14 protein-coding genes are annotated in these 21,628 nt (G+C 51.9%); 3 read left to right on the forward strand and 11 right to left on the reverse strand.

Annotation, left to right across the window (positions count from 1 at the left end):
- Nucleotides 1-270: 270 nt before the first annotated feature.
- From B9D94_RS26160 to B9D94_RS26205, 11 genes are all read right to left on the reverse strand, one after another.
- Entirely contained in the window at nt 271-4,140 is a 3,870-nt protein-coding gene (locus B9D94_RS26160) for a discoidin domain-containing protein (protein WP_148248356.1), read from the reverse strand.
- A gap of 560 nt (nt 4,141-4,700) precedes the next feature.
- A complete protein-coding gene (locus B9D94_RS26165) occupies nt 4,701-5,171 on the reverse strand; it encodes a DinB family protein (protein WP_006207851.1) in 471 nt (156 codons plus the stop codon).
- Nucleotides 5,172-5,321: 150 nt separating this feature from the next.
- Nucleotides 5,322-7,394, reverse strand: coding sequence for an amylo-alpha-1,6-glucosidase (locus B9D94_RS26170; RefSeq protein ID WP_036643994.1), 2,073 nt, complete (start codon nt 7,392-7,394; stop codon nt 5,322-5,324).
- Between the two features lie 24 nt (nt 7,395-7,418).
- Nucleotides 7,419-9,548 carry a glycoside hydrolase family 3 N-terminal domain-containing protein gene (locus tag B9D94_RS26175; RefSeq protein WP_006207849.1) on the reverse strand — a complete coding sequence of 710 codons (2,130 nt, stop codon included), beginning with the start codon at nt 9,546-9,548 and terminating at the stop codon, nt 7,419-7,421.
- A 25-nt stretch (nt 9,549-9,573) separates the two neighbouring features.
- Nucleotides 9,574-10,398 carry a carbohydrate ABC transporter permease gene (locus tag B9D94_RS26180; protein ID WP_006207848.1) on the reverse strand — a complete coding sequence of 275 codons (825 nt, stop codon included), beginning with the start codon at nt 10,396-10,398 and terminating at the stop codon, nt 9,574-9,576.
- Nucleotides 10,399-10,403: 5 nt separating this feature from the next.
- Complete coding sequence (locus B9D94_RS26185; RefSeq protein ID WP_148248357.1) at nt 10,404-11,348, reverse strand: carbohydrate ABC transporter permease; 945 nt, start codon at nt 11,346-11,348, stop codon at nt 10,404-10,406.
- 95 nt (nt 11,349-11,443) lie between these two features.
- Nucleotides 11,444-12,691, reverse strand: coding sequence for an ABC transporter substrate-binding protein (locus tag B9D94_RS26190; RefSeq protein WP_006207846.1), 1,248 nt, complete (start codon nt 12,689-12,691; stop codon nt 11,444-11,446).
- 173 nt (nt 12,692-12,864) lie between these two features.
- Nucleotides 12,865-13,338: a helix-turn-helix transcriptional regulator gene (locus B9D94_RS31680; RefSeq protein WP_253806049.1), complete on the reverse strand. Its 474-nt coding sequence runs from the start codon at nt 13,336-13,338 to the stop codon at nt 12,865-12,867.
- On the reverse strand, nt 13,265-14,428 hold the full coding sequence (locus B9D94_RS26195; RefSeq protein WP_253806050.1) for a response regulator: 1,164 nt from the start codon (nt 14,426-14,428) through the stop codon (nt 13,265-13,267). Before B9D94_RS26195 ends, B9D94_RS31680 begins: the two co-directional genes overlap by 74 nt.
- Before the next feature lie 6 nt (nt 14,429-14,434).
- Nucleotides 14,435-16,237: a sensor histidine kinase gene (locus B9D94_RS26200; protein ID WP_036644001.1), complete on the reverse strand. Its 1,803-nt coding sequence runs from the start codon at nt 16,235-16,237 to the stop codon at nt 14,435-14,437.
- A 55-nt stretch (nt 16,238-16,292) separates the two neighbouring features.
- The gene (locus B9D94_RS26205; RefSeq protein ID WP_006207843.1) at nt 16,293-17,036 is read right to left on the reverse strand and encodes a helix-turn-helix domain-containing protein; all 744 of its coding nucleotides are present in this window, start codon (nt 17,034-17,036) and stop codon (nt 16,293-16,295) included.
- A gap of 111 nt (nt 17,037-17,147) precedes the next feature.
- Between B9D94_RS26205 and B9D94_RS26210 the strand changes: the two genes are divergently transcribed.
- The 3 genes from B9D94_RS26210 to B9D94_RS26220 all read left to right on the forward strand — a co-directional run bounded on the left by B9D94_RS26210 (nt 17,148) and on the right by B9D94_RS26220 (nt 21,604).
- Nucleotides 17,148-19,433, forward strand: coding sequence for a glycoside hydrolase family 65 protein (locus tag B9D94_RS26210; RefSeq protein ID WP_148248358.1), 2,286 nt, complete (start codon nt 17,148-17,150; stop codon nt 19,431-19,433).
- Nucleotides 19,434-19,591: 158 nt separating this feature from the next.
- Nucleotides 19,592-20,269 carry a beta-phosphoglucomutase gene (pgmB, locus tag B9D94_RS26215; protein ID WP_036644007.1) on the forward strand — a complete coding sequence of 226 codons (678 nt, stop codon included), beginning with the start codon at nt 19,592-19,594 and terminating at the stop codon, nt 20,267-20,269.
- Between the two features lie 372 nt (nt 20,270-20,641).
- A complete protein-coding gene (locus B9D94_RS26220) occupies nt 20,642-21,604 on the forward strand; it encodes a phosphotransferase enzyme family protein (protein WP_006207840.1) in 963 nt (320 codons plus the stop codon).
- Nucleotides 21,605-21,628 lie beyond the last annotated feature (24 nt).

Raw genomic sequence — 21,628 nt, forward strand, 5'->3', positions numbered from 1 at the left:
GCGAATATTGTATTAATTTGTCGAATTTAAAAGAATGTGAGCTGAATGTAATAAATACATGGCGCTTTGTAAAAAGAACGTCAACTCCGTTTGCAATCGTCCCTGGTTATGGGGCATATAGAAGGGCAGATCGTGCCAGGAGATCGCACAGGATGGAAACAGGCCGCCCGAGGGTATCGGACGACCTGCCAATCCATGCTTCCATGCGCCTGTTTCAGGCGCTTAACCGTTTGGTCTGCAAAATGCGCTGACTGCTCTACACCTTGGGGATTACGGATTCACCTGAATCGTAAACGTCGAGGTGTTATTCTTGATCGGCGTTACGGTATCGGTGATCTTCAGGTTATTAAAGATCACACTGCCCACGGCCGGACCTTGGTTCGGCTCCGGCATTTCGTTAGCCCAGATTCCTACGCCGGACTTCGCGTCAAATGCGTCGCCGCTCTTTTTCGCACCGGAGATCGTAATGTTCGTAAAGATCGTATCCTTGACCGGGTTCTGCGGCTGCCCGCCAACATAATTGGTCTGGAACATGATGCCGTGGTAAGTCGGATCGATAATGTCCACGTCCGTTACCCGAATGCCCTGGAACACCTTTGAGGCTGAGAACAGCCACATTGCCGGGAAGGTCTGCTGGTTCCAGAAATGGCCGCCCGCACGGACAATCGAGATATTCTCGAATTGGGTCGGCGGCGATGCGCCGAAGCCGTTCATCGGGTATCCGAAATCCAGCGAGCTGATCGTGACGCCGGAATAACAGAGCGTATCCGCAATGTAGATATTACGAAACGTATTGCCGTATCCTCCATATACCGCAAGGCCCGCCGCACGCCAGGTCAGCAGCGAAGTCAGATTCTCGTAGACGTTATCCTTCTCGTCTGCCCCTCCCGCATCAATCGCGGAGAACAGAGCAAAGCTGTCATCCCCTGTTGCCCGTGCTTCAATGTTGCTCACGAGATTGTTCGTGCTGCCGTTGGTCATGTTGATCCCATCAGCAAACACGTTGCGGATCCGGGAGTTGGTAATTTTCATGTAATCCGTATTGGCGCCCCAATACATGCACACTTGGTGCTCCACCCAGATGTTATCGATCGTCATGTTCGCAACGTTCGAGAAATCGAACACTTTACCCGGTCCGTCGATCCGGGAGGTGTAATTGCCAAAGTATGCAAAGTTCGCGAAGGTGGAGCCGTTCGCCGTTGCATTGACGGAAAATCCGATATCGGTATTGTTCTGTGACGATGGGCCGGTAAAGCGGGTAAACCATGGGCCCGCACCAACGATTTTCACCGGTTTGCCGTAAACCTGGAACTTATTCGATGTCTGATAGGTTCCGGCCGGGAGATAGACGCCGACCAGATTCCCCGTTGTATCCATGCGGAATTTATCCAAAGCATTCTGCACGTCCTGATGCGTAAAACCTGCGGGAACGACATATTTAGCCGGGTCCGGATTCGGGATTAATGTCACCTGCTCCAGGTTGATAAAATCAATGGCGTACTGGCTTGTGTTGGCTGCATCCTTCTGCAGGCGGATTTTGCTTCCCTTTGGGATGGTGGTATCAAACATGATGTTGGCCTCGTCGTATATGTGACGCGGTGCTCCTGCAGATGGGCTGTTGCTTGGATTGGCCTCATCGCCATAGAGCCATGCATATTTGGAAGTGAGATTGATGGTCTTGGTAAAGACACCATCCACATAGACGTTCAGGGTGGCATCGATCCCTCCGCCGCCAGGCGCATCCGGAATCGAGAAGCGCGTAACCAGACTATTCGTGCTGGCTTTCGTCGTGAACTCTACGAAGCTGCCTGTTGAATGGAGTGTGACCGCCTTCCGGCCGGATGCTTCACCGGCAATATCCCCGATGTTGCGGTTCGGCCCGACCACACCCGCTCCGCCGCCAACGACGGCATCCTCGGCCTCATACATGTCATAAGGCATATTCGCCCCCCGTCCGATAAAGAGCGGACTTGTTGCGATGTTATTAGCTTGCTTCACCGGCAGCTCATTGGCATCCACGGCCACCTCGGTCTTCACGTTGTACTTGCCGTTGGCCGCCGTCCAGCTGCCTACGTTCACCGGCTGAGCCGAAGCCCCACTGGCGATGACGCCATTCACCGTGCCTGTAAAGGTCTGAATGACGTTGTTTGTATTCGCATCGCTCAGGGTCACCTTAATGCCGTGGGCACCTCCAGCGGACGCGGCCGTACCCTGGTTCTTCACCGTAACGGTGAAATTCACACTGTTTCCGGCAGCCGGATTGCCCGGTGACCAACTGGTCGCTGCCACCAGGTCGGAGCTTTGAACAGGGCTGATGACCATGGATGTCGGATGCGTATAGCTGTTATTGGCTTCGTTCTGCTCTATGACGGCATTGTTCTCATCCACCTTGGCCGTGAGTTGATATGTTCCCTCCTCCTTGGCACCGAGATTCAAGGTCACGTTAGCCGAAGCACCGGCTGCAAGTCCCGCCACATTCGAAGTACCGAGCTTGGTATTGCCATGATAGAAATTGACGGTTGTTGCCCCGGAAGAGAGGGTCCCGATGTTCTTCACTACAGCCGTTAATACAATGCTGTCGGTTTCCACCGGGTTCACCGGTGTCCAGGACATTCCCGTAATGGTCAAGTCCGGATTGGAAGCAGGCGTGCCGATAACTTGAAACTCGGCAATCTGTCCTCCCGATGAACCCGTATTGGCCGTGATCCTCAACTGCACGGCATTCACTTTGGCAGTAACCGGAATGGTCACCGTATTGCCCGTGGCCGGGTTAAAGGTATACTGCGCAGCGGATACCAGATTTGTGAAGGCGTTACTGTTCTGATCATGGCCCAGCACCTGAATTGTCTGCGCCCGCGTTCCCCATTGGCTATCCGGATTCAGCTTCAGCACAACCGACGAAATGTCCGCGTTGGAGCCTAAATCAACGGTCAGCGTATGCGGATAACGGTTGGCACTGCCTTCCCAATACGTGCTCAAGCTGCCATCATTGGCATTGGAAGCAGCATAAATGTACTCGTTCGAGGAAGCCGTGATCGGCTTGTTCAGCGCCAGATTGGTTCCGTTGCCTCCGCCGCCGCTGCCTGTGCGGGTCACCGTGTTGCTGGCGGCAGATACATTACCGGCTGCGTCTTTGGCCTTCACAAAGTAACTGACCGTGGCGGCAGCAGGCTGATTATCCGTATACGTCAGCACATTGCCGGCTACGCTTGCCCGCACTGCCTGATTGGCGTATATATCGTACCCCGTTACGCCGACATTGTCCGCTGATGCCGACCAGGTCAGCTTAATTTGGCCTGAAGCTGGCTCAGTATAAGCGAGGTTGCCCGGGGCAGTCGGTGCCTCTGTATCCCCGGCCGGTGCCTGGCCGTACACTTCGAACTCGGAAATCTGACCGGCTGGCCATGCGGTATTGGCGGTGAAAAGCAGCCGTACATATCGCGCCGATTGCGCGGTCAGATTGATCGTAACCTTATTGCCGTCTGCCGGATTAAATGTATAGGCAGCGGAAGAAGACAGGTTGTTGAACGCTGAGCCGTTGCTGCTGCCTTGTACGGTCAACGTCTGAGATCTCGTCTCCCACCCGTTCGCAGGCAGCTTCAATATCACTTTGTTGACACTGTAGGAGCTGCCCAGATCCACCTGAAGCCACTGAGGAAAGGCGTTGTTGCTGCTCTCCCAGTAGGTAGCCTGGTTAGAATCATTGGCATTCCCGGCAGCATAGGTCTGGTTATAGGAGCTGGCCGTCATATTCTTGCCAGCCGCCAGATTGCCTGGCTCCGCTGCGATTACGGCATCCTCGGCTGCTGGCGCTTTGGCGTCTTCGCCGGATGCAGGTGCTTTACCTCCTTCGGACCCGCCGCCCGGAGTGCCTTCATCGCCTGAGCCATCTCCTGGCACCTCCTCATGACCGGAGCCGGGCCGGCCTCCGCCCGGTTGATCCATAGCGGGTTCCCCCGCCGCCGGATCGCCATCCCATTGCTGCCCATCTCCAATCTGAACGGCTGGATGCGAATCGGTATGGGATCCCTCAGCAAAGCCCGGGTCAGGCACCATGATCAGCTGTGTCCATATCAGCATCAATACGAGTAAACTCATGACAGCAGGTTTGATTCTATTCATCAACCTTCTGGATTTCATGATCCAACCTCCTGATATCAAATGTTTTCCTTGTGTACGTTGCATACGTTAGTCTCGTCTTCCCGGCCGCATGCCGGAAGAAATAAGTATGCGCTTACAACTATGTTCCGTTCGTGCCGATCACCTCCCTTGAACTCCTATGTTCCTATGTGCCCTGTGTTGGTCAACCGCCGCCGCTATCCTCCCCATCACGCCCCCAGCACGAATAACCCTGTTAGGATCACCCGAACATAGGCAAAATCTCGCGCACTGGCAGTTTATAAGGAAGAATGCAATAAACATAATGAGAGGGTATGCTGGTTCAGGTGCTGCTGCAAAAACAGAAACATCATGACGCCGTGCGTAAATCTGCGGGGAGCTTAACGATGGGTGGCAAACATATTCCATGCTGTGTCATTACTATAAAGGATTTCCAGATCGATTGACGATGCGCGATCGTATGTTTTTTAGGTGGATTTCTATGCGAGGAAGGAAAGGAGTTTTAATATGGTCAGGTCAGAAAAAAGGCCGGACAAGAACGCCCCCTTGTCCGGCCCGGATGGATCTCCTCCATCCCATGGCTATTCGAATAACGGGACCTTCGGGTCCTTTCCGTTACAGTGAACCAGCATCGCATGCAGCTGTCCCCGGTGGTGGTACACATGACCCAGTATTTCAAGCAGCCATTCGTACCTCGAATAGGTGACGCCCCAGTAGGACGTCATCTCCTGATGAAGCTCTTCTTCCGTCATCTCTCTGAACGCCTGTTCCAGATACGAATAGTTGCTTAACAATTCAGCCTGTATATCCTTCAGGTTATGAATCGATACACCTGCATAATAGGCGCTCATCTCCTCCTGCGCAGCTCCTTGTGATATGTGGAAATCGGCCCGGCAGATGACGGCGATATGCTTGAGCAATTCCCCGACAGAATGTTTGTCCTCGGTCGGCTTAACGAGCAAATCCGCTTCATCGAGCTTGTCGATTATCGCCACGATGGATACAACGGCAACTTCAATCTGATGTAATGCATATGTACAATAGGAATTCATAGTTTCTCTCCCATCCGGTATGTATACAACAATCCATTCAAACTCACTTCACTATTATAGAACATACGTTCCTCTAATTTCAACCAAAAACAACCTGACCCTTAAGTATTAAGAGTCAGGTTGTTCGTGCACACAGAATCTGATAAAAGATCAATCCACAAGATTGAATCCGGTTGTATTCTCAAGTACTTGGACTTTAAACGTGCTGCTGCCGGCTTCCCGTACGACGAATACGGACAGATGGCCGTTTCCGATGGCAATCCGCTCGGCCTTCAGCTCATTCATCCCTTCCGGAAGGAACGGAGACAACGCAATTTCCTTCCTCGCTGCATTCGGATACAATCCGAGCATCGCCTGCAGGAAGGCAATCGAGGTTCCCGCTGCCCATGCCTGCGGCGAACAGGTTGTCGGGTATGGAACCGGATAACCGAGCTTCGCATCATGTCCGCAGAACAGCTCCGGCAGACGCTGGTACTCAAAATGCGCCGAAGCCTGCAGCAGGCCGGAGATGACCTTACCCGCCTCATCCTTGAATCCCTGCTTGCCAAGTCCCAGCAGGATCATGGCATTATCATGCGGCCATACACTGCCGTTGTGATAACTCATCGGATAGTATCCCGTGGAGTCTGTGCTCATCGTGCGGATTCCATATCCGTTAAACATATCGCTTCTGAGCATCCGCTTGGATTGGGCTTTCGCCCGGCTCTCTTCCGGCAGCCCGCTCATAAGCAGATGCCCGGGATTCGAGGATACGCTGCGCACCTGACGGAGATCCTTATCCAGTGCGATGGCATAACACATCTCATCCTCCATCCAGAAGGCCGATTCGAATCGAGCCCGAAGCTCCGCGGCTTCCGTCTCCAGCCTGCGGGCCCGTTCCGGCTCGCCTAACTCTGCAAAAACGGGCACCAGCGATGCCTTGGCTTGATACACATAGCCCTGGACCTCCGACAGTGCGATCGGAGATTCCGCATACTCCCCATTCTCATGGATGATCGAGTTGGCGGAATCCTTCCAGCCCTGGTTCGGGAAGCCTTTCTCGGCTTCCTGCTTGTAAGCCATGAAGCCGGAGCCCGCTTCAAGCGAGGCGTCGATGTAATCCAATGCCCGCAGCATGTTTGGCTTCAATTCCTCCGCCAAGGAAAGATCGCCTGTCCAGCGGTAATACTCGCCGATCAGCGCCAGAAACAGCGGTGTGGAATCGATGGTACCGTAATACGGCGAGAAGGGCGATTGATTCGTCGTGACAAGCTCTCCATAGCGAATCTCATGCATGATTTTGCCCGGCTGCTCATCCCGCCAAGGGTCCGTCTTCTCGCCTTGATAAGCTGCCAGCGTTCTCAAGGTCCCCTTGGCATGCTGCGGGTTCACCGGAAGCATGAACAGGGCCGTGATCAAGCTGTCCCTGCCGAATGGAACCGCGAACCACGGCAGCCCCGCGACTGTTGTATCGCCGAAGCCCACATCGGTCGTCAGCATGCGCAGATCCTGCAGCCCTCTCTGGTACAAGCCGCTGAACAGCGCGGAATCCGACTGGACCCGTGAGCTGTTCCGGTACCATTCTTCATACGAGGCTTCGAGCTTCTTCAGCCCTTCTTCGTAGGTGAGCGGCTCCGTTACGGAATGCTGCTCCGTCATCGGCGTGACAAAGAAAGTAATGACCTTCCGCTCTTTGGCTTTCAGGGACAACGGGAACGAGACGTTCCCGGCCTCATCCGCTTGGCCGCCGTCCGCATCCCAAGCAATGCGTGTCTGTCTTTTCAGGTTATCAGCCCCGACGTAGGCCAGCGTCATATCCTGATCGCCGGTCAGAATCCCCTCCATCTTGCCAACTTCCCCGGTACGGTATTTACGGACCAGGAACATATCCTGAAAGTCCGCGTCGAAGGAAACCGCGAACTCGATATTCGAGTCCGTCACGAAATAATTGGTCAGTGTGCAGCGCTCGTACAAAATGCCATTGTAGATGAAGCGCTCCCGAAGCACTTCAATCGCCCCTTCATCCTTGGCATCCTTCATCAGACGGAATGAAGCAACATAACTCTTGTCCCCCGTGGAGGACAGAAGCGAAGGCTTCTCGCCATCGATGAACAGCTCCATGCGGCTCAAAAAACGCGTATCCTTCGTATATAAACCATGGCCTTGTTCATCCCCCAGGACGATATCTCCATTAAGCCCGGTCAGAAAGAATAAATCTCCTTCTTTAATTACACGGTAGTCCATGTTTAAATCCCCCTTTGATTCCGGTTATTCAACAACTACAAGCTCAGCCTGCAGTCCTTCTTCCGAATGTGGTCCGACCCAGACATGGAACTTCCCGGGCTCTACCGTAAACGCAAGTCTCTCATCCAATAGCCCAAGTTCTTCACGTCCCAGCGTAAAATGTACCGTCCGGCTCTCGCCCGGCTGCAGCTGTACCTTGCGGAATCCCTTCAACTCTCTGACCGGCCGGGTCGAGCTTGCAACCAAGTCGCGAATGTACAGCTGAACGGTTTCCTCGCCGGCTCTTTGTCCGGTATTCGTTATGCTCACCGATACATCTACGGACTCATCCCGGCCGATTTGATGCCGATCCAGCCGCAAATCCGTATATTCGAACGTTGTATAACTGAGGCCATACCCGAACGGATACAGCGGAGAATCATCGCAATCGATATAATCTTCGTACAAATGAGGACGTCCGGTATTCTTCCGGTTGTAATACATCGGAATTTGGCCCGTCGCACGCGGAACGGTAACCGGCAGGCGACCACTTGGATTGTAAGTGCCGGTAAGCACATCTACAAGCGCATGACCTGTGGCGGTTCCCAAATGCCACGCTTCAACCACAGCATCCGCATGTTCATGCAGCCATGGAGTGGCAAGCGGACGTCCGTTCATCAGCACGACGACGATCGGCGTGTCGGTCTGACGTTTCAGCTCCTGAATCAGGCGCTCCTGACAGGGTGGAAGCGTAATGGACGTTACATTGTAATGCTCGCCCGTCATCGCTTCGGATTCGCCCACAACGACCACGGCGACATCGGACTGTCTGGCGAGCTCCACAGCCCGTTCCACTCCCCCATCCAGCCCCTCCAGAATACCGCTGCCCTGCTCATAGAACACCTCGGCTTTAGGTGCGATTTCCGATTGAAAAGCATCCCATACCGTGACAACGTCCTCATCGCGGCCTTTCCAAGCCCAGCAGCCCATCGAATTGTGGCGGTCATCCGCCAGCGGCCCAATTAACGCCAGCCTCTTGTGCTTGCCGGTATCCAGCGGTAAAATCCCGCTGTTATTCTGCAGCAGCACGATGGATTTCCGGGCACTGTCTCTTGCCTGATCCAAATGCGCCGCAGGAATGGACTTCCCTTTCCGTGTGTCTCCGGCTTCTACTATGTCTTCGCTTACATACGGATTCTCGAACAATCCAAGGCGAATTTTTACCTGCAAGATGCGAAGTACCGCATCGTCCAATAGCTCTAGCAGCTCAGGGTTTTCCTGGACCAGCGTTTCCAGATGATCAAGATAGACTCCGGCGTGCATGTCCATGTCGACGCCGGCGTTCAATCCCTTCAACGCGGAATCCTTCCGATCCTCGGCATAGCCATGATAGATCAGCTCCTCGATCGACTCCCAGTCGCTGACCACCATACCTTCAAAGCCCCACTCCCGCTTCAATATATCCCGCAGCAGATATCGGCTTCCGGAAGCAGGAACCCCGCTCAGTTCGCTGAAAGCACTCATCACGGACAGTGCCCCTGCCCGAATCCCGTGCTCAAACGGCGGCAACACGGTTTCCCGCAAGGTCCGCTCCGACATGTCCGTCGTGTCATAGTCCCGACCGCCTTCGATCCAGCCATAACCGGCAAAATGCTTCACGCATGCCGCCACCGTCGGGTAGCCGTCCTCATTCGGACTTTGAAATCCTCTGACCTTCGCGGCAGCGGCCAGGGAGGACAGATAGACGTCCTCCCCCGTGCTCTCCGCGATGCGGCCCCAACGGGGATCACGCGTGATGTCGACCATCGGGGCGAAAGTCCAGCGGATGCCTTCCGCGGATGCCTCTGCCGCAGCAATGCGGGCGTTCTTCTCCATCCCTTCCAGATCCCAGCTGGCGGCTTCGCCGAGCGGAATCGGAAAGATGGTACGGAAACCGTGAATGACATCATCCCCGATGAGAAGGGGAATCCCCAGCCGCGTTTCCTCCACGGCCAGCCGCTGTAGCTCGTTGATCTTTTTCGGACCATGCACATTCAGCAAGGACCCGATCTTGCCTTCGGCAACCAGCTTCAGCTCCTGCTCCTCGCACCGGCCGTATTGCACCGTCTGACCGACCTTCTCGGTCAAGGTCATCTGCGTGAGAAGATCCTTCGCACGCTGTTCCACGTTATCCATGTCTAATCCCTCCCAAGGCTTTATATCAACCTTTCACGCCGGCGTTCGAAATCCCCTCAATATATTGGCGCTGGAACAGGAAGAAGAACAGGATGATCGGCAGCGTGGACAGCACAACCCCCGCCATAATCATCGGCGTATTCTCAAAGAACATATCCTTCACGCTGTTCAGACCAACAACCAGCACATACATTTCCGGTGTATTCGCAAGCGTACTCGGAACAAGATAACTGTTCCAGGTGCCGGCAAAAGCAAGAATCGACATCGTAATCAGCGATGAACGGGCCAGCGGGTACACGATCCGCCAGAAAGCACCCATCTTCGTCAGGCCATCCATCCGTGCAGCCTCCAAAAACTCATTTGGAACCGAGATGAAGAACTGTCGGAGCATGAAGATGTACAAGCCCTGATACAGGAAGGGCACCGTTAACCCCCAGAATGTGTTCAACCATCCAAGCTGCGCCACATTCACGTACACCGGGATCAGGATCATATGGTACGGCACCATCATGGTGGCAACGACGATCCAGTAAATCAGACCTTTTCCCTTGAAATTCAGCTTGGCCAGGGCAAAGCCGGCCATCGGGTTAATGATCAGGTTCCCGATGACAACGACGCCGGTCATGATCACGGTGTTCAGAAACCATCTCGGCACATTGTACGCATCGTTCGTGAAGAAGATTTTGAAGTTCTCGAACGTCCAGTTGGCCGGCGACGTCAGGGTATTAACATGGCGCATCGGGATGATGGACGTATAAAGGGTATAGAGAAAAGGAAGGGCGAATAAGAGCCCCAGTATGATCGTGCCGATATACAGAAACAGCCGACCGTTGTTCGTACGGGTCAACATTACTCTCACTCCTTCTCATCCAAGAATTTTTTTTGCAGGTACGTAATCAGCATGATGATTATGAAGAACAACACCACCGCCGCGCTTCCGTATCCAATGTTCATGTAACGGATCCCGTGCTGGTAGAAATACGTAACCACCGTACTGGTAGCACCTGCTGGCGAACCGAGCGCGCCATACCGGGAAATCGCCGCAATCTGGTCGTAGATCTGGAAGCCGGCGATCGTCGATACCGACACGATGAAGAACGTGATCGGCTTCAGGAACGGAACCGTGATGTAGCGGAATTTGTTCCATTTGGATGCTCCGTCAATCTCGCCAGCTTCGTACAGATCCTTCGGAATTTCCTGCAGGCCCGACAAGTACACAATCATGGTGAAGCCGGCTTGCTGGAAGATAAACAGAATACATACGAATAAGAGCGCATAGTTGGTATCTGCAAACCATGTTACATTCCCGAAGCCTAAAGCTCCGAAAAATTCCGTTAGGAAGGTGCCCTGCTTAAACAGCATCATGAACACGGTGGTGATCGCGATTTGCGAGGTGATATACGGAATGAAGAATACCGTCCGGAATATCCCCTTGCCTTTCAGTTTCTGATTGACCAGGATGGCCAAGAGCAAACCGAGGACAGTCTGAATCGGAATCGAGATGACCACGATTTCCAGGGAATGAAGCAGCGCCCGGAAGAATTCTTTATCTTGAAGAATGGTGACATAGTTTTCGAGGCCGATGAATTTCGCCTGGTCCAAGGCAGCGAAGTTCGCATCTTGAAAACTTCTTACGAAAGACTGGATAAATGGATATAGAAACCACCACGCCCACAATATCAAAAAGGGCAGTGAAAACAACCAGCCCAGTGTCTTGTCGGAGTCTGCCAACGAACGGAACCAGGATTGCCTGATCTTGTTTCCTTTCAAATCAGCGTGCTTGCTGCTGTAATCGGACATAAGTTATCCCCCACTCCCTTACTCAAATTCTAATAGGTGAACAAAGGCTCCCGCTCCCCTGAGAACAAGGAGCGGGAGCGGGTGTTGCCTTTTTCTTATTTAAACTGGCCTTGAATGTCATCGAGAATTTGCTGAGCTGTTTTACCGGAGCCGCCCAGAATCAAACCTTCCAATTCTTTAACGAGTTCATCCGTGAAACGCTTGGTATCCGTCGGATAACCATAGTCTGTGCTGTACTCCAGCGCAGGCTGCAGCGCCTTGAATTCAGGGTTTTTCTCGAAATACTGCTCGGACAACGAGGATACCGCCGGATTAAAGCCGAGCTCCATGAATGCGGTTTGCGTATCGTCATTGGTCATATAATAAGCAGCTTTCAGCGCAGCTTCTTTGTTCTTCGCGTCTTTCAGTACCATGTAAGCATCCGAGCTCATGGTGCTTCCGTTAGTTGTTCCTTTAGGAACCGGAATGGCTACCATTTTCAGATCCGGATTCGCATCCTTCAGGTAACCCTTGTACCAGTAGCCACCCGTACTCATTGCGCCCTGCTCATTGCTGAACACTTCGCCATCCCAGCCGAAGCCGAGTGATTTCGGTGTTACAGCAAGTCCTTCGTCATACATATCGATGATCATTTCCAGCGCCTTCACGTTCTCTGGCGAGTTGATGGTCTCACCGTTGCCCCAGCCGCCGCCGAAGCTCTTCACGTAGTTCGTGATATGGAAGGCATCCAGGTTCACGATAATGCCCTTCACATTGCCTTTGTTCAGCACTTTTGCCGCTTCGATCACTTCATCCCAAGTCGTCGGGTACTCGCCGAGACCGGCATCTTTCCACATCTGCTCGTTGATGAAGAACATCGCCGGCATATCGCTGTTCGGCACGCCGTATTGTTTGCCGTCCACGTTCCAAATTTTCTTCGACGCATCCGGGAAACGGCTCATGTCTACGCCAGCCGCTTGAACCAGTTCATCGATTGGCGAGAACAACCCTTTGTTGATGTATTCGTAAGCACCTTCATTGGACATCTTAATGAAATCAGGCGCAACGCCGGCAGCGATTTCGCCCGGCAGCGTGTTCCAGAATTGCTCACTGCTCGGATATTGTTTGATTTTGAGTTCAAGCTCCGGATATTGCTCGGAGATGGTGTCTGCTGCTTTCTGGTAAATCTCCAAATCCTGTGCCGTACCCCAGAATCCGAAATTCACCGTCACTTTTTCTCCTGCATCTCCAGATCCGTTATCTGTATTGTCAGCGCTTTTATTGCCGCCGCAAGCGGTCAACCCAACAACAAGAGCCAGGCACAACACCAGCATGGCAGAAAACTTCCTGTTCACTTTACCCATGATGCTACCCCCTACATTTCTTTTCGTTTTAACTTGCACCTTAATCATAAAGAGCGAGGGCAATAAAAAAAATTAATCAAATGATGATTAATTTTTTAAAATTGACTATTTTTTTATAAATAGATTGTGCGGTAAGATCATTTTTATTAAAAATCATACTTTCTTTTCGATTATCACACTTCTTCTTTCCTATACTGTTTAGGAGAAAAGCCTGTGTATTTCTGAAATACAATCGCAAAATGGGCCTGATTATTAAACCCTACCATCTCGGCAACGTCATAAATTTTGTAGCGGTAGTTCTTAAGCAGCACCTTCGCCTTCTCGATCCGAAGCTCGTTGATATAATCGAACAGTCCTTGACCGACCTCCTGTTTAAACAGCCGGCTGACGTAATTCGGACTGACATGAAACAGCTCCCCGAACAGCTTCAGCGAGAGGCTCTCCGCATAATGTTCCTCCGTGTACTCCATAATATTGCGCGTGAGCTGGCTGTATCCCTTAAACCCCAGATCGTGGCGATGCTTAAACCGTGCTTCGAACAGGGTCCGGTATGCAGCGGACAGCTGTTGAAAATCATGGATTCCCTGCAAGCCTGCAACTTCTTCCTGCACGGCTCCGCTTGGCTTGCCGCCGCTTTCCCCGATCATAAACTATAAACTTCAAGCCTTCATACACTTTGCGGACATCCTTCTCTTCCATGCACTCTTCTTGCTCCAGAAACTTCTCCCACGTGGATAGCAGCTCGAGAAACCGGTCATTCGCTTCTTCCCTGAGCGCAGACTTCATCTGGCTCAAATAGACATCCGCCTGCTGATAAACGCTCTCGCTCTTCTGTCTCAGATGCTGATAATAAAATATCGAAGTCTCCGGGTGGTAAAATTGCTGGGACAAGGCTCTGCCTGCTTGCTCATAACCCATGGAAATGCCGTCAAAATCAGCAAACCAATCGCTAATGCCCAGCACGATGTCAATATTCACAAAGCGCTTTAGCGCCGAGCTGATCATCTGAACCATTTTATTGACGCGGGTCAACGATGCCAGCAGACTTTTCAATTCGCTGTTGCTTATAAATACGGCATATAGCTGCTCATTCAGCCGAAGAAACTCCACTTCCTTCTCCGTCGATAGAATCTCGCCTACTACGTTCTGAACCGTATTGGGCAGGATCGATTCCGTTTCTTTGGTGTACCTCTTGATGACCGCTTGATAATCCTTGATTTTGAAGAGAACGACATACATATTGCCCTCTTTCAACCCAGTCTCTGCTGACAGGTCATGGACGTTCCCTTGAAGCGCGTCATATAGAATCTGTTCCTTCCGGCTGCCGGGTACATTCGCTCCGGTTCGGGCCGGAGCCTGCTGACTTCCAAACTGCTCCCGAATGCTCTTCAGCATCGCCGTCAGCTCGCGCTCATTCATGTCCGGCTTATGGAAGTAATCGAAGGCCCCTAACTTCAGAGCTTCCTTCACATACGTTATGTCGTCGAAGCTGCTCAGCACGACGGCTTGAACCGGCAGCTGCCGCTCCTTCATTGCCCGCAGCACTTCGATTCCGTCCATCTTCGGCATCTTGATATCCAGCAGCACCACGTCCGGTACCGTTTCCGTTATCATGCGCAGCGCTTCTTCACCGTCGCCCGCTTCACCGACAATGTCCACACCCTGGGCCTCCCAGTCGATGGCCGATTTGATACCGATGCGCACAAGCGGTTCGTCATCTACGATTAGTATTCGCACTTGCTATCACCCTGCTTCTTCTGTGATGATCGGAACCCGAATCCAGGCCACCGTTCCGCCATGCTCTCCGCTCTTGATCCACAGGCCGTACTCCGGTCCAAAATGAAGAGATATCCGGTTCCTTATATTGTTTAGTCCGATCGAGTTGAAGGTATCACGAGGACCTTCCTGCTCCTGCTTGGCTTGTCCGCCCTCCGGAAAACCGCGACCGTTATCACTTACTTTCATAATCAATGTTTCTTCTTCCTCATATATGGATATCACCAGCATCCCTTTATAATCAATACCTTCGAAACCGTGGAAGACTGCATTCTCCACCAGGGGCTGAAGCAAAAATTTCAACGTCCTATGATTCATTACGGCTGGTTCAACCTCATACGTAACATCGAATTTATTAAAATAGCGGAAATCGAGAATTTTCGTGTAATTCTCCATAAACTCGACTTCCTCTGCAATGGTCACATAGTTGCCCTCCTTCTTCACCGTAAACTTGATGACCGAAGAGAAGGCCTGCAGCGCTTCCTCAATGCCGGTGGCCCCCTGGATTTTGGCCATCCACTTGATCACGTTCAGCGTGTTATATATAAAATGCGGACGGATCTGGGATTGCAGCGCATTCATCTCCAGCGTCCGCTTCTCTTCTTCCTCCACATAGATCCGCTCAATCAAATCGCGGATTTCCTGCAGCATCTGGTCCACGGTATGGCTGATCACGCCGATCTCCCCATGCTGCCTCGTATCAAAGCTTACGTCAAGCTGACCTTGGGAGACAAGCTTCATCTTGCTGTTCAGTACCGACAGCGGCTTCATGATCGTGGTCGCGATGCGCGCCGAGATCAGAATGGACAGCACGAGCAGCAGAATCAAGGCGCCCATCAGGATGGCTACCATCAGGTACACGATGGAGAAGAGGTCTTTTTTCGGAATTACCGTAACCGCCTTCCAGTCGGCCATAGAAGAGGACGAAGATATCATGTACGTATCCCGATTAATCTGCGTATTGACTTCACCGTCAGCGTTATATTGAAAATCACTCCCCAGCACCTCGGCTGCCGGCAGCCCGATCTCCTCCGGATAAATGCTGTGCACGATATGATCCGCTTCATCAATCAGATAGAAATTCGTGTTCTCCGAAAATGCCGAATCGCTCCAGAGCGTCTTCAGTTTGTCCACCGAAATGTTAAACAGAATAAAGCCCAGATCTTCCTTTGTATAGGGGTCCATGATCGCTCGGCCGGCAGATACGACCGGAGTAGCCTTGGTGGACAGCAGTTTCTCCTGGTGGATGCCTACCGGAACGAAGCGCCCGTGGGCACCTCTGATCTTCTGGACAAAAGGCTCGCGCGTGAACTGCTCCTTGAAATAAGCGAAATTCATGTACTCCTTGTTGCTTCTGCCGATGATAGACTGGCTGTTCTCGTGGTAGATGACAACCGAGTCAATCAAATCGGAATACAGCATGACTCCGCTCTGGATCAAGCCGTTCACTTTATCGAAATCCCGCCCCCGCTCAAGCAATGGGTAGGTCACCTTGCCATAATCCTTGCGCATGATGGGATACACCGTGGAATCCTGGATCGGAAACATCGACAGCCGCAGCAGCGGCTGCAAGGAGGTATCGATATTCTTGATGATTTGTTTGTTGTTCTCCACGGCAGCATCAATCATCGTACCCCGATTATTCTCTACGTAGACCCACGATACAATCCCGCCGATCAGAATGAGCGGCACAATGATAAATGCGGAGAAAGCAACGATCAGTTTCTTCTCCAGACTGAGATGAAGCATTTTCTGCTTGAGTTTGTTCATGACATTCTCTCTCTTCTCGTTTCTCTCACTTCTCGTTGTTCGTTGTCATCGTTCGTTATCGCGCCGTACCGCTGATTCGGAATTTTCTCGGGGTCATCCCCGTGAAATTCTTGAATAATTGCGTATAATAACTCTGGCTGCAGAACTTGAACGTAAACGCGATTTCGGAGATCGATTGGTTTGTATGGGTCAGCAAATGCTTGGATTCTTCAATCTTCCGCCGATTCATAAAGGTTGTAATGGATACACCCGTCTCCCGCTTAAAGCGATCGGACAGGTAGCTCGGGTGAACGTTTAAATATTTTGCAACCCGCTGTAAGGTCAGCTCCTCAAAAATATGCTCCCTGATGTAATATATCGCCAAATTCACAATATGCGAATAGGATACTTCTTCCTTCTCGGAGCGAATCATCGAAACAAACTGAACCAGCATTTCATATTCAAAATGAACCAGCCGCTCCACATCACTCATTTTCTCAATCTCAAGGATTAGCGTATCACTTAAATGAAAGGCTATCTCCGGGTCGACGCCGCCCTTGATGATCGCCCGGGTAAACAGGGTGCAAGACGCAATTAAGGCATTCTTCTTGGATCGAAGCGGATATGTCGCAAGCACGGCGGCCTCCAGCTCGTTAATCTTGCGCAGCATATCCATGGCCCTGTTCTCGTCCCCGAAGCGTATGGCCTCCATTAACTCGTGCTCGTAATCAAACGGAGGATGTATAAAATTCTCGCGCAGATAATGCATGCGGGAAGACAAATAAAAGGGATGATTTCCTGTGCGGGAAGGTTCCTTCATTATTTCTGCACCACCTAAAAATATTGATAAAAACCTTGATATTTTAGTATAACATAACCCCGTTTGGCTCTAAAATTCAAGCATAACCATGCTAGGAAGGAAGTGTAGACCATGACCTGGACAATTTCAAATCCTGAGTTGTCACAGCAAGCCTTGCTGAATATGGAAAGTATTTTTGCACTCGGAAACGGTTACTTGGGTGTACGTGGCAACTTCGAAGAAGGCTACGGAGAGGACATGTCCACCATTCGCGGAACTTACCTGAATGCTTTCCACGACGTTATTGAAATCCCTTACGGCGAGAAACTGTTCGCCTTTCCCGATACACAGCAAAAACTCGTTAACCATATTGATGCCCAATCGGTCCTGATCTATTTAGGCGATGAGAAAGAACCCTTCCGTCTGGATCACGGCACGATTATTTCGTTTGAACGCCGCTTGTTTATGGACAAGGGATATTCCGAACGAATCGTGCATTGGAGATCGCCCGAAGACAAAGAGATTAAGCTGACCTTCCGCCGCCTGGTGTCCTTTACGCACCGTGAGCTGTTCGCCATCCATGTACGGATAGAGCCGGTCAATTACAACGGCCAGGTCCGCATCGTCTCTACGGTGAACGGCAAAGTGAAAAACTACACCAATCCCAATGATCCCCGGGTCGGCGCAGGACATGCGGAACGGATGACCGTCACCGAAACTGGCGTTAAGGGCAGCGATGCCTATGTCGTTGATGAAACGATGGCATCCAAGCTGCGTGCGGCTTGCGTTACCCGCCACCGCCTGGATGCCGATGCTGACGTTCAACTTGAAAATGGAGCCGGTGAAGTCACCTACACGGCTACCCTTTCATTGACCGGACCGATCGGCTTTACGAAATACAATCTGTATACCGACAGCCTTCGTCACGGGCAGGATATGATCGAGCGCGGGATTCAGCTGCAAGAGAGTTTGAAGGAGCTTTCCTTCGAGGATCTGCTTGCAGAGCAAATCGAATATTTAAATGACTATTGGAAGTCTGCGGATGTGGTGATTCAGAACGATGACCAGCTGCAGGAAGGCATCCGCTTCAACTTGTTCCAGCTGCTGCAGTCCGCAGGGCGGGACAAACACAGCAACATTTCCGCCAAAGGGCTCAGCGGCGAAGGATATGAAGGCCATTATTTCTGGGACACCGAAATTTACATGTTCCCGGTATTCCTGATGACGCAGCCGGACATCGCGCGCCAGCTGCTGCTGTACCGCTATTCCACACTGGAACAGGCGAGAGCGAGAGCTCGGGAAATGGGACACCGGCAAGGCGCTTTGTTCCCGTGGCGCACCATTTCCGGAACGGAGTGCTCCTCCTTTTTCCCTTCGGGCACGGCGCAGTATCATATCAGTGCAGATATCGCATACAGCTATATCCAGTACCATCTGGCCGAACAGGATCAGGATTTCCTCTTGTCTTACGGTGCCGAGGTACTGATCGAAACCGCACGTCTCTGGGCCGATATCGGCCACTATTATAACGGGGCGTTCCATATTGATGAAGTTACCGGCCCGGATGAATATACCTGCTGCGTGAACAACAACTATTACACCAACGTCATGGCAAAACATAACTTGAAATGGGCTGCCAAGAGCTGCTCCATTCTGAAGTCCTATGATGCACAAGGCTTCCAATCCCTGTGCGACCGGCTTGGCGTCACCGAGGATGAAATCTCGGCATGGGCGAAAGCCGCGGAAGCTATGCTGCTCCCGTATGATGAAGCTCTTGGCATTAACCCGCAGGATGACACGTTCCTCCGCAAAGCGGTATGGGATTTCGAGAACACGCCGGAGGACAAATATCCTCTGCTGCTGAATTACCATCCGCTAACGATTTACCGTTATCAGGTGTGTAAGCAAGCCGACACGGTTTTAGCGCACTTCCTGCTGGAAGACGAGCAAAGCTATGAAACGATTCAGCGTTCGTACGACTACTATGAAGGCATTACGACACATGACTCGTCCCTGTCCTCCTGCATCTTCAGCATCATGGCTTCGAAGATTGGCAGCATGGACAAGGCTTACGAATACTTCATCGAGACGGCGCGCCTGGACCTGGACAATACGCACGGCAACACAAAGGACGGTCTGCATATGGCCAACATGGGCGGTACCTGGATGTCCATCGTATACGGCTTTGCCGGCATGCGTCTGAAGGAGAGCGGGCTCTCCCTCTCCCCCGCCATTCCGAAGGATTGGGAGAAGTACGCATTCCGCCTGAACTTCCGCGGCCGCCTCATCGGCGTATCGATCGAGAAGGACGGCGTGACCTTGGAGATCGTCGAAGGCGATGCCATCGAGATCAAGCTGTACAACGAGGCCGTTACACTTGAAGCCGGACAACCGGTGCAAAAATCACTCGCCAAGTAGCTCCGGGCAGGTACAGATCCACCAGATCCATCAGGTTAGGCTTACCGTGAGGAACCAGCTTCAGATAAGTGCATCATTGATCGTGCTCTCATTAGGAAATTAGCGATGATACTAGTACGATTGAATATATTTCAGTTGGTAAAAGGAGTTATTTGGACATGAGCATAGCGAAATCGCTGAAGGCTGTCATTTTTGACTTGGACGGCGTCATTACCGATACAGCCGAGTATCATTATCAGGCCTGGAAGGCTACGGCAACCGAGCTGGGCATTCCCTTCACCCGAGAATTCAATGAGAATCTCAAAGGGGTATCCCGCATGGATTCCTTGAAGCTGCTGTTAAGCCAGGCGGAGACGCCGGTCAACTATTCCGAAGAAGAGCTGGTGCAGCTGGCTGACCGCAAAAACAAGCTGTATGTCGAGCTGATCGAAACGATCACGCCAGCCGATCTGCTGCCGGGCGTCACCGAGTTCGTGGCAGACATTCGGGCGGCGGGTCTTAAGACCGCCATTGCGTCCGCCAGCAAGAACGCCATCGCTGTACTGACCCGGCTTGGCGTCATGGATCAGTTCGACGTCATCGTCGATGTAACCAAGCTTACGAACAACAAGCCCGACCCGGAAATCTTCCTGACCGCTGCCGCGCAGCTGGGCGTAGAGCCCGCCGACTGCATCGGGGTGGAAGATGCCGCGTCCGGCGTCGATGCCATCAAGGGTGCCGGCATGTTCGCCGTGGCAATCGGCAACGCTGCCCACTTCCCGCACGCGGATATCGTGCTGGACAGCACGTCACAGCTGAATTTCCGGGAACTGGCGCAGAAGTTCGAAGGTAAGTAGATCGATGTAGTGAAGGGGTGTTCCTTAGGTGGGACACCCCTTTTTGATGTGGCGGAGGTTGTGCAGGGACGGGATGCTCCCCATGGTCGCTGCAATGGGCTGGCGGGGAGCCGCACTTTGGCGACTCTAAGTCCCTTTTGGGGACTTGTTGGCGCGTAAGCCGCTCTTTGGAAAGTCCCTTTTGGGGACTTATTTGGCGCGTGCGAGCACCCATGCTGAGTAAGATTATCTCACAACGTCAGGATGCGCTATCCCGTTTTTTTGCAACGATGCACCATCTTCGGTAGACTTGAGTTGATACTGATGCTGCTGAGTACCATCCGGTATGTGGACCAGACCTACATATCGAGAACACCATAAAGGGGATTTTCCATGGAACAGGCTGTTTTGAATCAGGGTGCCGAGCGTTTCGGCAGAGGTTCTTATTCACTGCAATTGCTTGGAGGATTTGACCAAAATGTATTTGAATATATCGGTGAAGACGGGCTTCGCTTCATCATTAAATTCTTAGACGCGGCCAAGTACCGTAAAGCCTCGATCATCCGCGAGCTGACGTGGATGGCTTATCTCGCCGAGCATGGGCTAAACATAGCGTCGTCGATTCGTTCCGCCCAGGATCTCCTGATTGAAGAAGTCATTCACGGCTCCAAACGATATTATGTCATTGCCTTTACGAAGGCTCCGGGCAGCCCTTTATCCGATTTGACATCGGATTTTGCTATGATCGAGCGCTGGGGACACGGGATGGGAAGCATGCACAAACTCGGCAAGAAGGACTCCACATCCGCTTCGCTCGTTCACCGCATGGCTTTTCCCCAATGGAATGATCATCTCATCTTTACGGATGCGTTCCCGGAGGCTGCCGGTGAAAGGGTACATACTCAGTGGAGGCGATATCTTAAGGAGCTGGAGTCCCTCCCGCAAGATCAGGACAGCTACGGGATCGTTCATAATGACCTGCACCATAACAATTTTCATGTACATAACGGGGAGATTGTCTTTTTTGATTTCGGGGATGTTTCTTACCATTGGTTCGCATACGATATCGCCATTGCCATCTATCATGCGGTTCAGACAGTCCCTGAACACAGGAAGGCCGAATTTGTCGCCAGATTCTTCGATTCGTTCTTATCGGGCTATCTGAAAGAGAACACATTGAGTGCGGATTGGATTGAACGGATTCCGTTTTTCATCGACTTCCGAAACCTGTATTCCTATGTCTACTTCTCCAAATTCGTGGACTGGAACGAGATGGATGAGTCTACCCGGAATTATCTTCTAGCCATGAAAGCCGATATAGAATCAGGCCAATCGGTAGTCAATCTGTCTATTTAATATAAAGAAGGAAGATTGCTCGCC

Source organism: Paenibacillus sp. Cedars (assembly GCF_003184205.1).
GTDB lineage: Bacteria > Bacillota > Bacilli > Paenibacillales > Paenibacillaceae > Paenibacillus_AQ > Paenibacillus_AQ glucanolyticus.

Bases quoted from the DNA above. Each gene is read 5' to 3' on its own strand.
- B9D94_RS26175 (WP_006207849.1), bottom strand. From the start codon at position 9,548: ATGGATAACGTGGAACAGCGTGCGAAGGATCTTCTCACGCAGATGACC.
- B9D94_RS26160 (WP_148248356.1), bottom strand. From the start codon at position 4,140: ATGAAATCCAGAAGGTTGATGAATAGAATCAAACCTGCTGTCATGAGT.
- B9D94_RS26220 (WP_006207840.1), top strand. From the start codon at position 20,642: ATGGAACAGGCTGTTTTGAATCAGGGTGCCGAGCGTTTCGGCAGAGGT.
- B9D94_RS26200 (WP_036644001.1), bottom strand. From the start codon at position 16,237: ATGAACAAACTCAAGCAGAAAATGCTTCATCTCAGTCTGGAGAAGAAA.
- B9D94_RS26190 (WP_006207846.1), bottom strand. From the start codon at position 12,691: ATGGGTAAAGTGAACAGGAAGTTTTCTGCCATGCTGGTGTTGTGCCTG.
- pgmB (WP_036644007.1), top strand. From the start codon at position 19,592: ATGAGCATAGCGAAATCGCTGAAGGCTGTCATTTTTGACTTGGACGGC.
- B9D94_RS31680 (WP_253806049.1), bottom strand. From the start codon at position 13,338: ATGATCGGGGAAAGCGGCGGCAAGCCAAGCGGAGCCGTGCAGGAAGAA.
- B9D94_RS26170 (WP_036643994.1), bottom strand. From the start codon at position 7,394: ATGGACTACCGTGTAATTAAAGAAGGAGATTTATTCTTTCTGACCGGG.
- B9D94_RS26185 (WP_148248357.1), bottom strand. From the start codon at position 11,348: ATGTCCGATTACAGCAGCAAGCACGCTGATTTGAAAGGAAACAAGATC.
- B9D94_RS26165 (WP_006207851.1), bottom strand. From the start codon at position 5,171: ATGAATTCCTATTGTACATATGCATTACATCAGATTGAAGTTGCCGTT.
- B9D94_RS26205 (WP_006207843.1), bottom strand. From the start codon at position 17,036: ATGAAGGAACCTTCCCGCACAGGAAATCATCCCTTTTATTTGTCTTCC.
- B9D94_RS26210 (WP_148248358.1), top strand. From the start codon at position 17,148: ATGACCTGGACAATTTCAAATCCTGAGTTGTCACAGCAAGCCTTGCTG.
- B9D94_RS26180 (WP_006207848.1), bottom strand. From the start codon at position 10,398: ATGTTGACCCGTACGAACAACGGTCGGCTGTTTCTGTATATCGGCACG.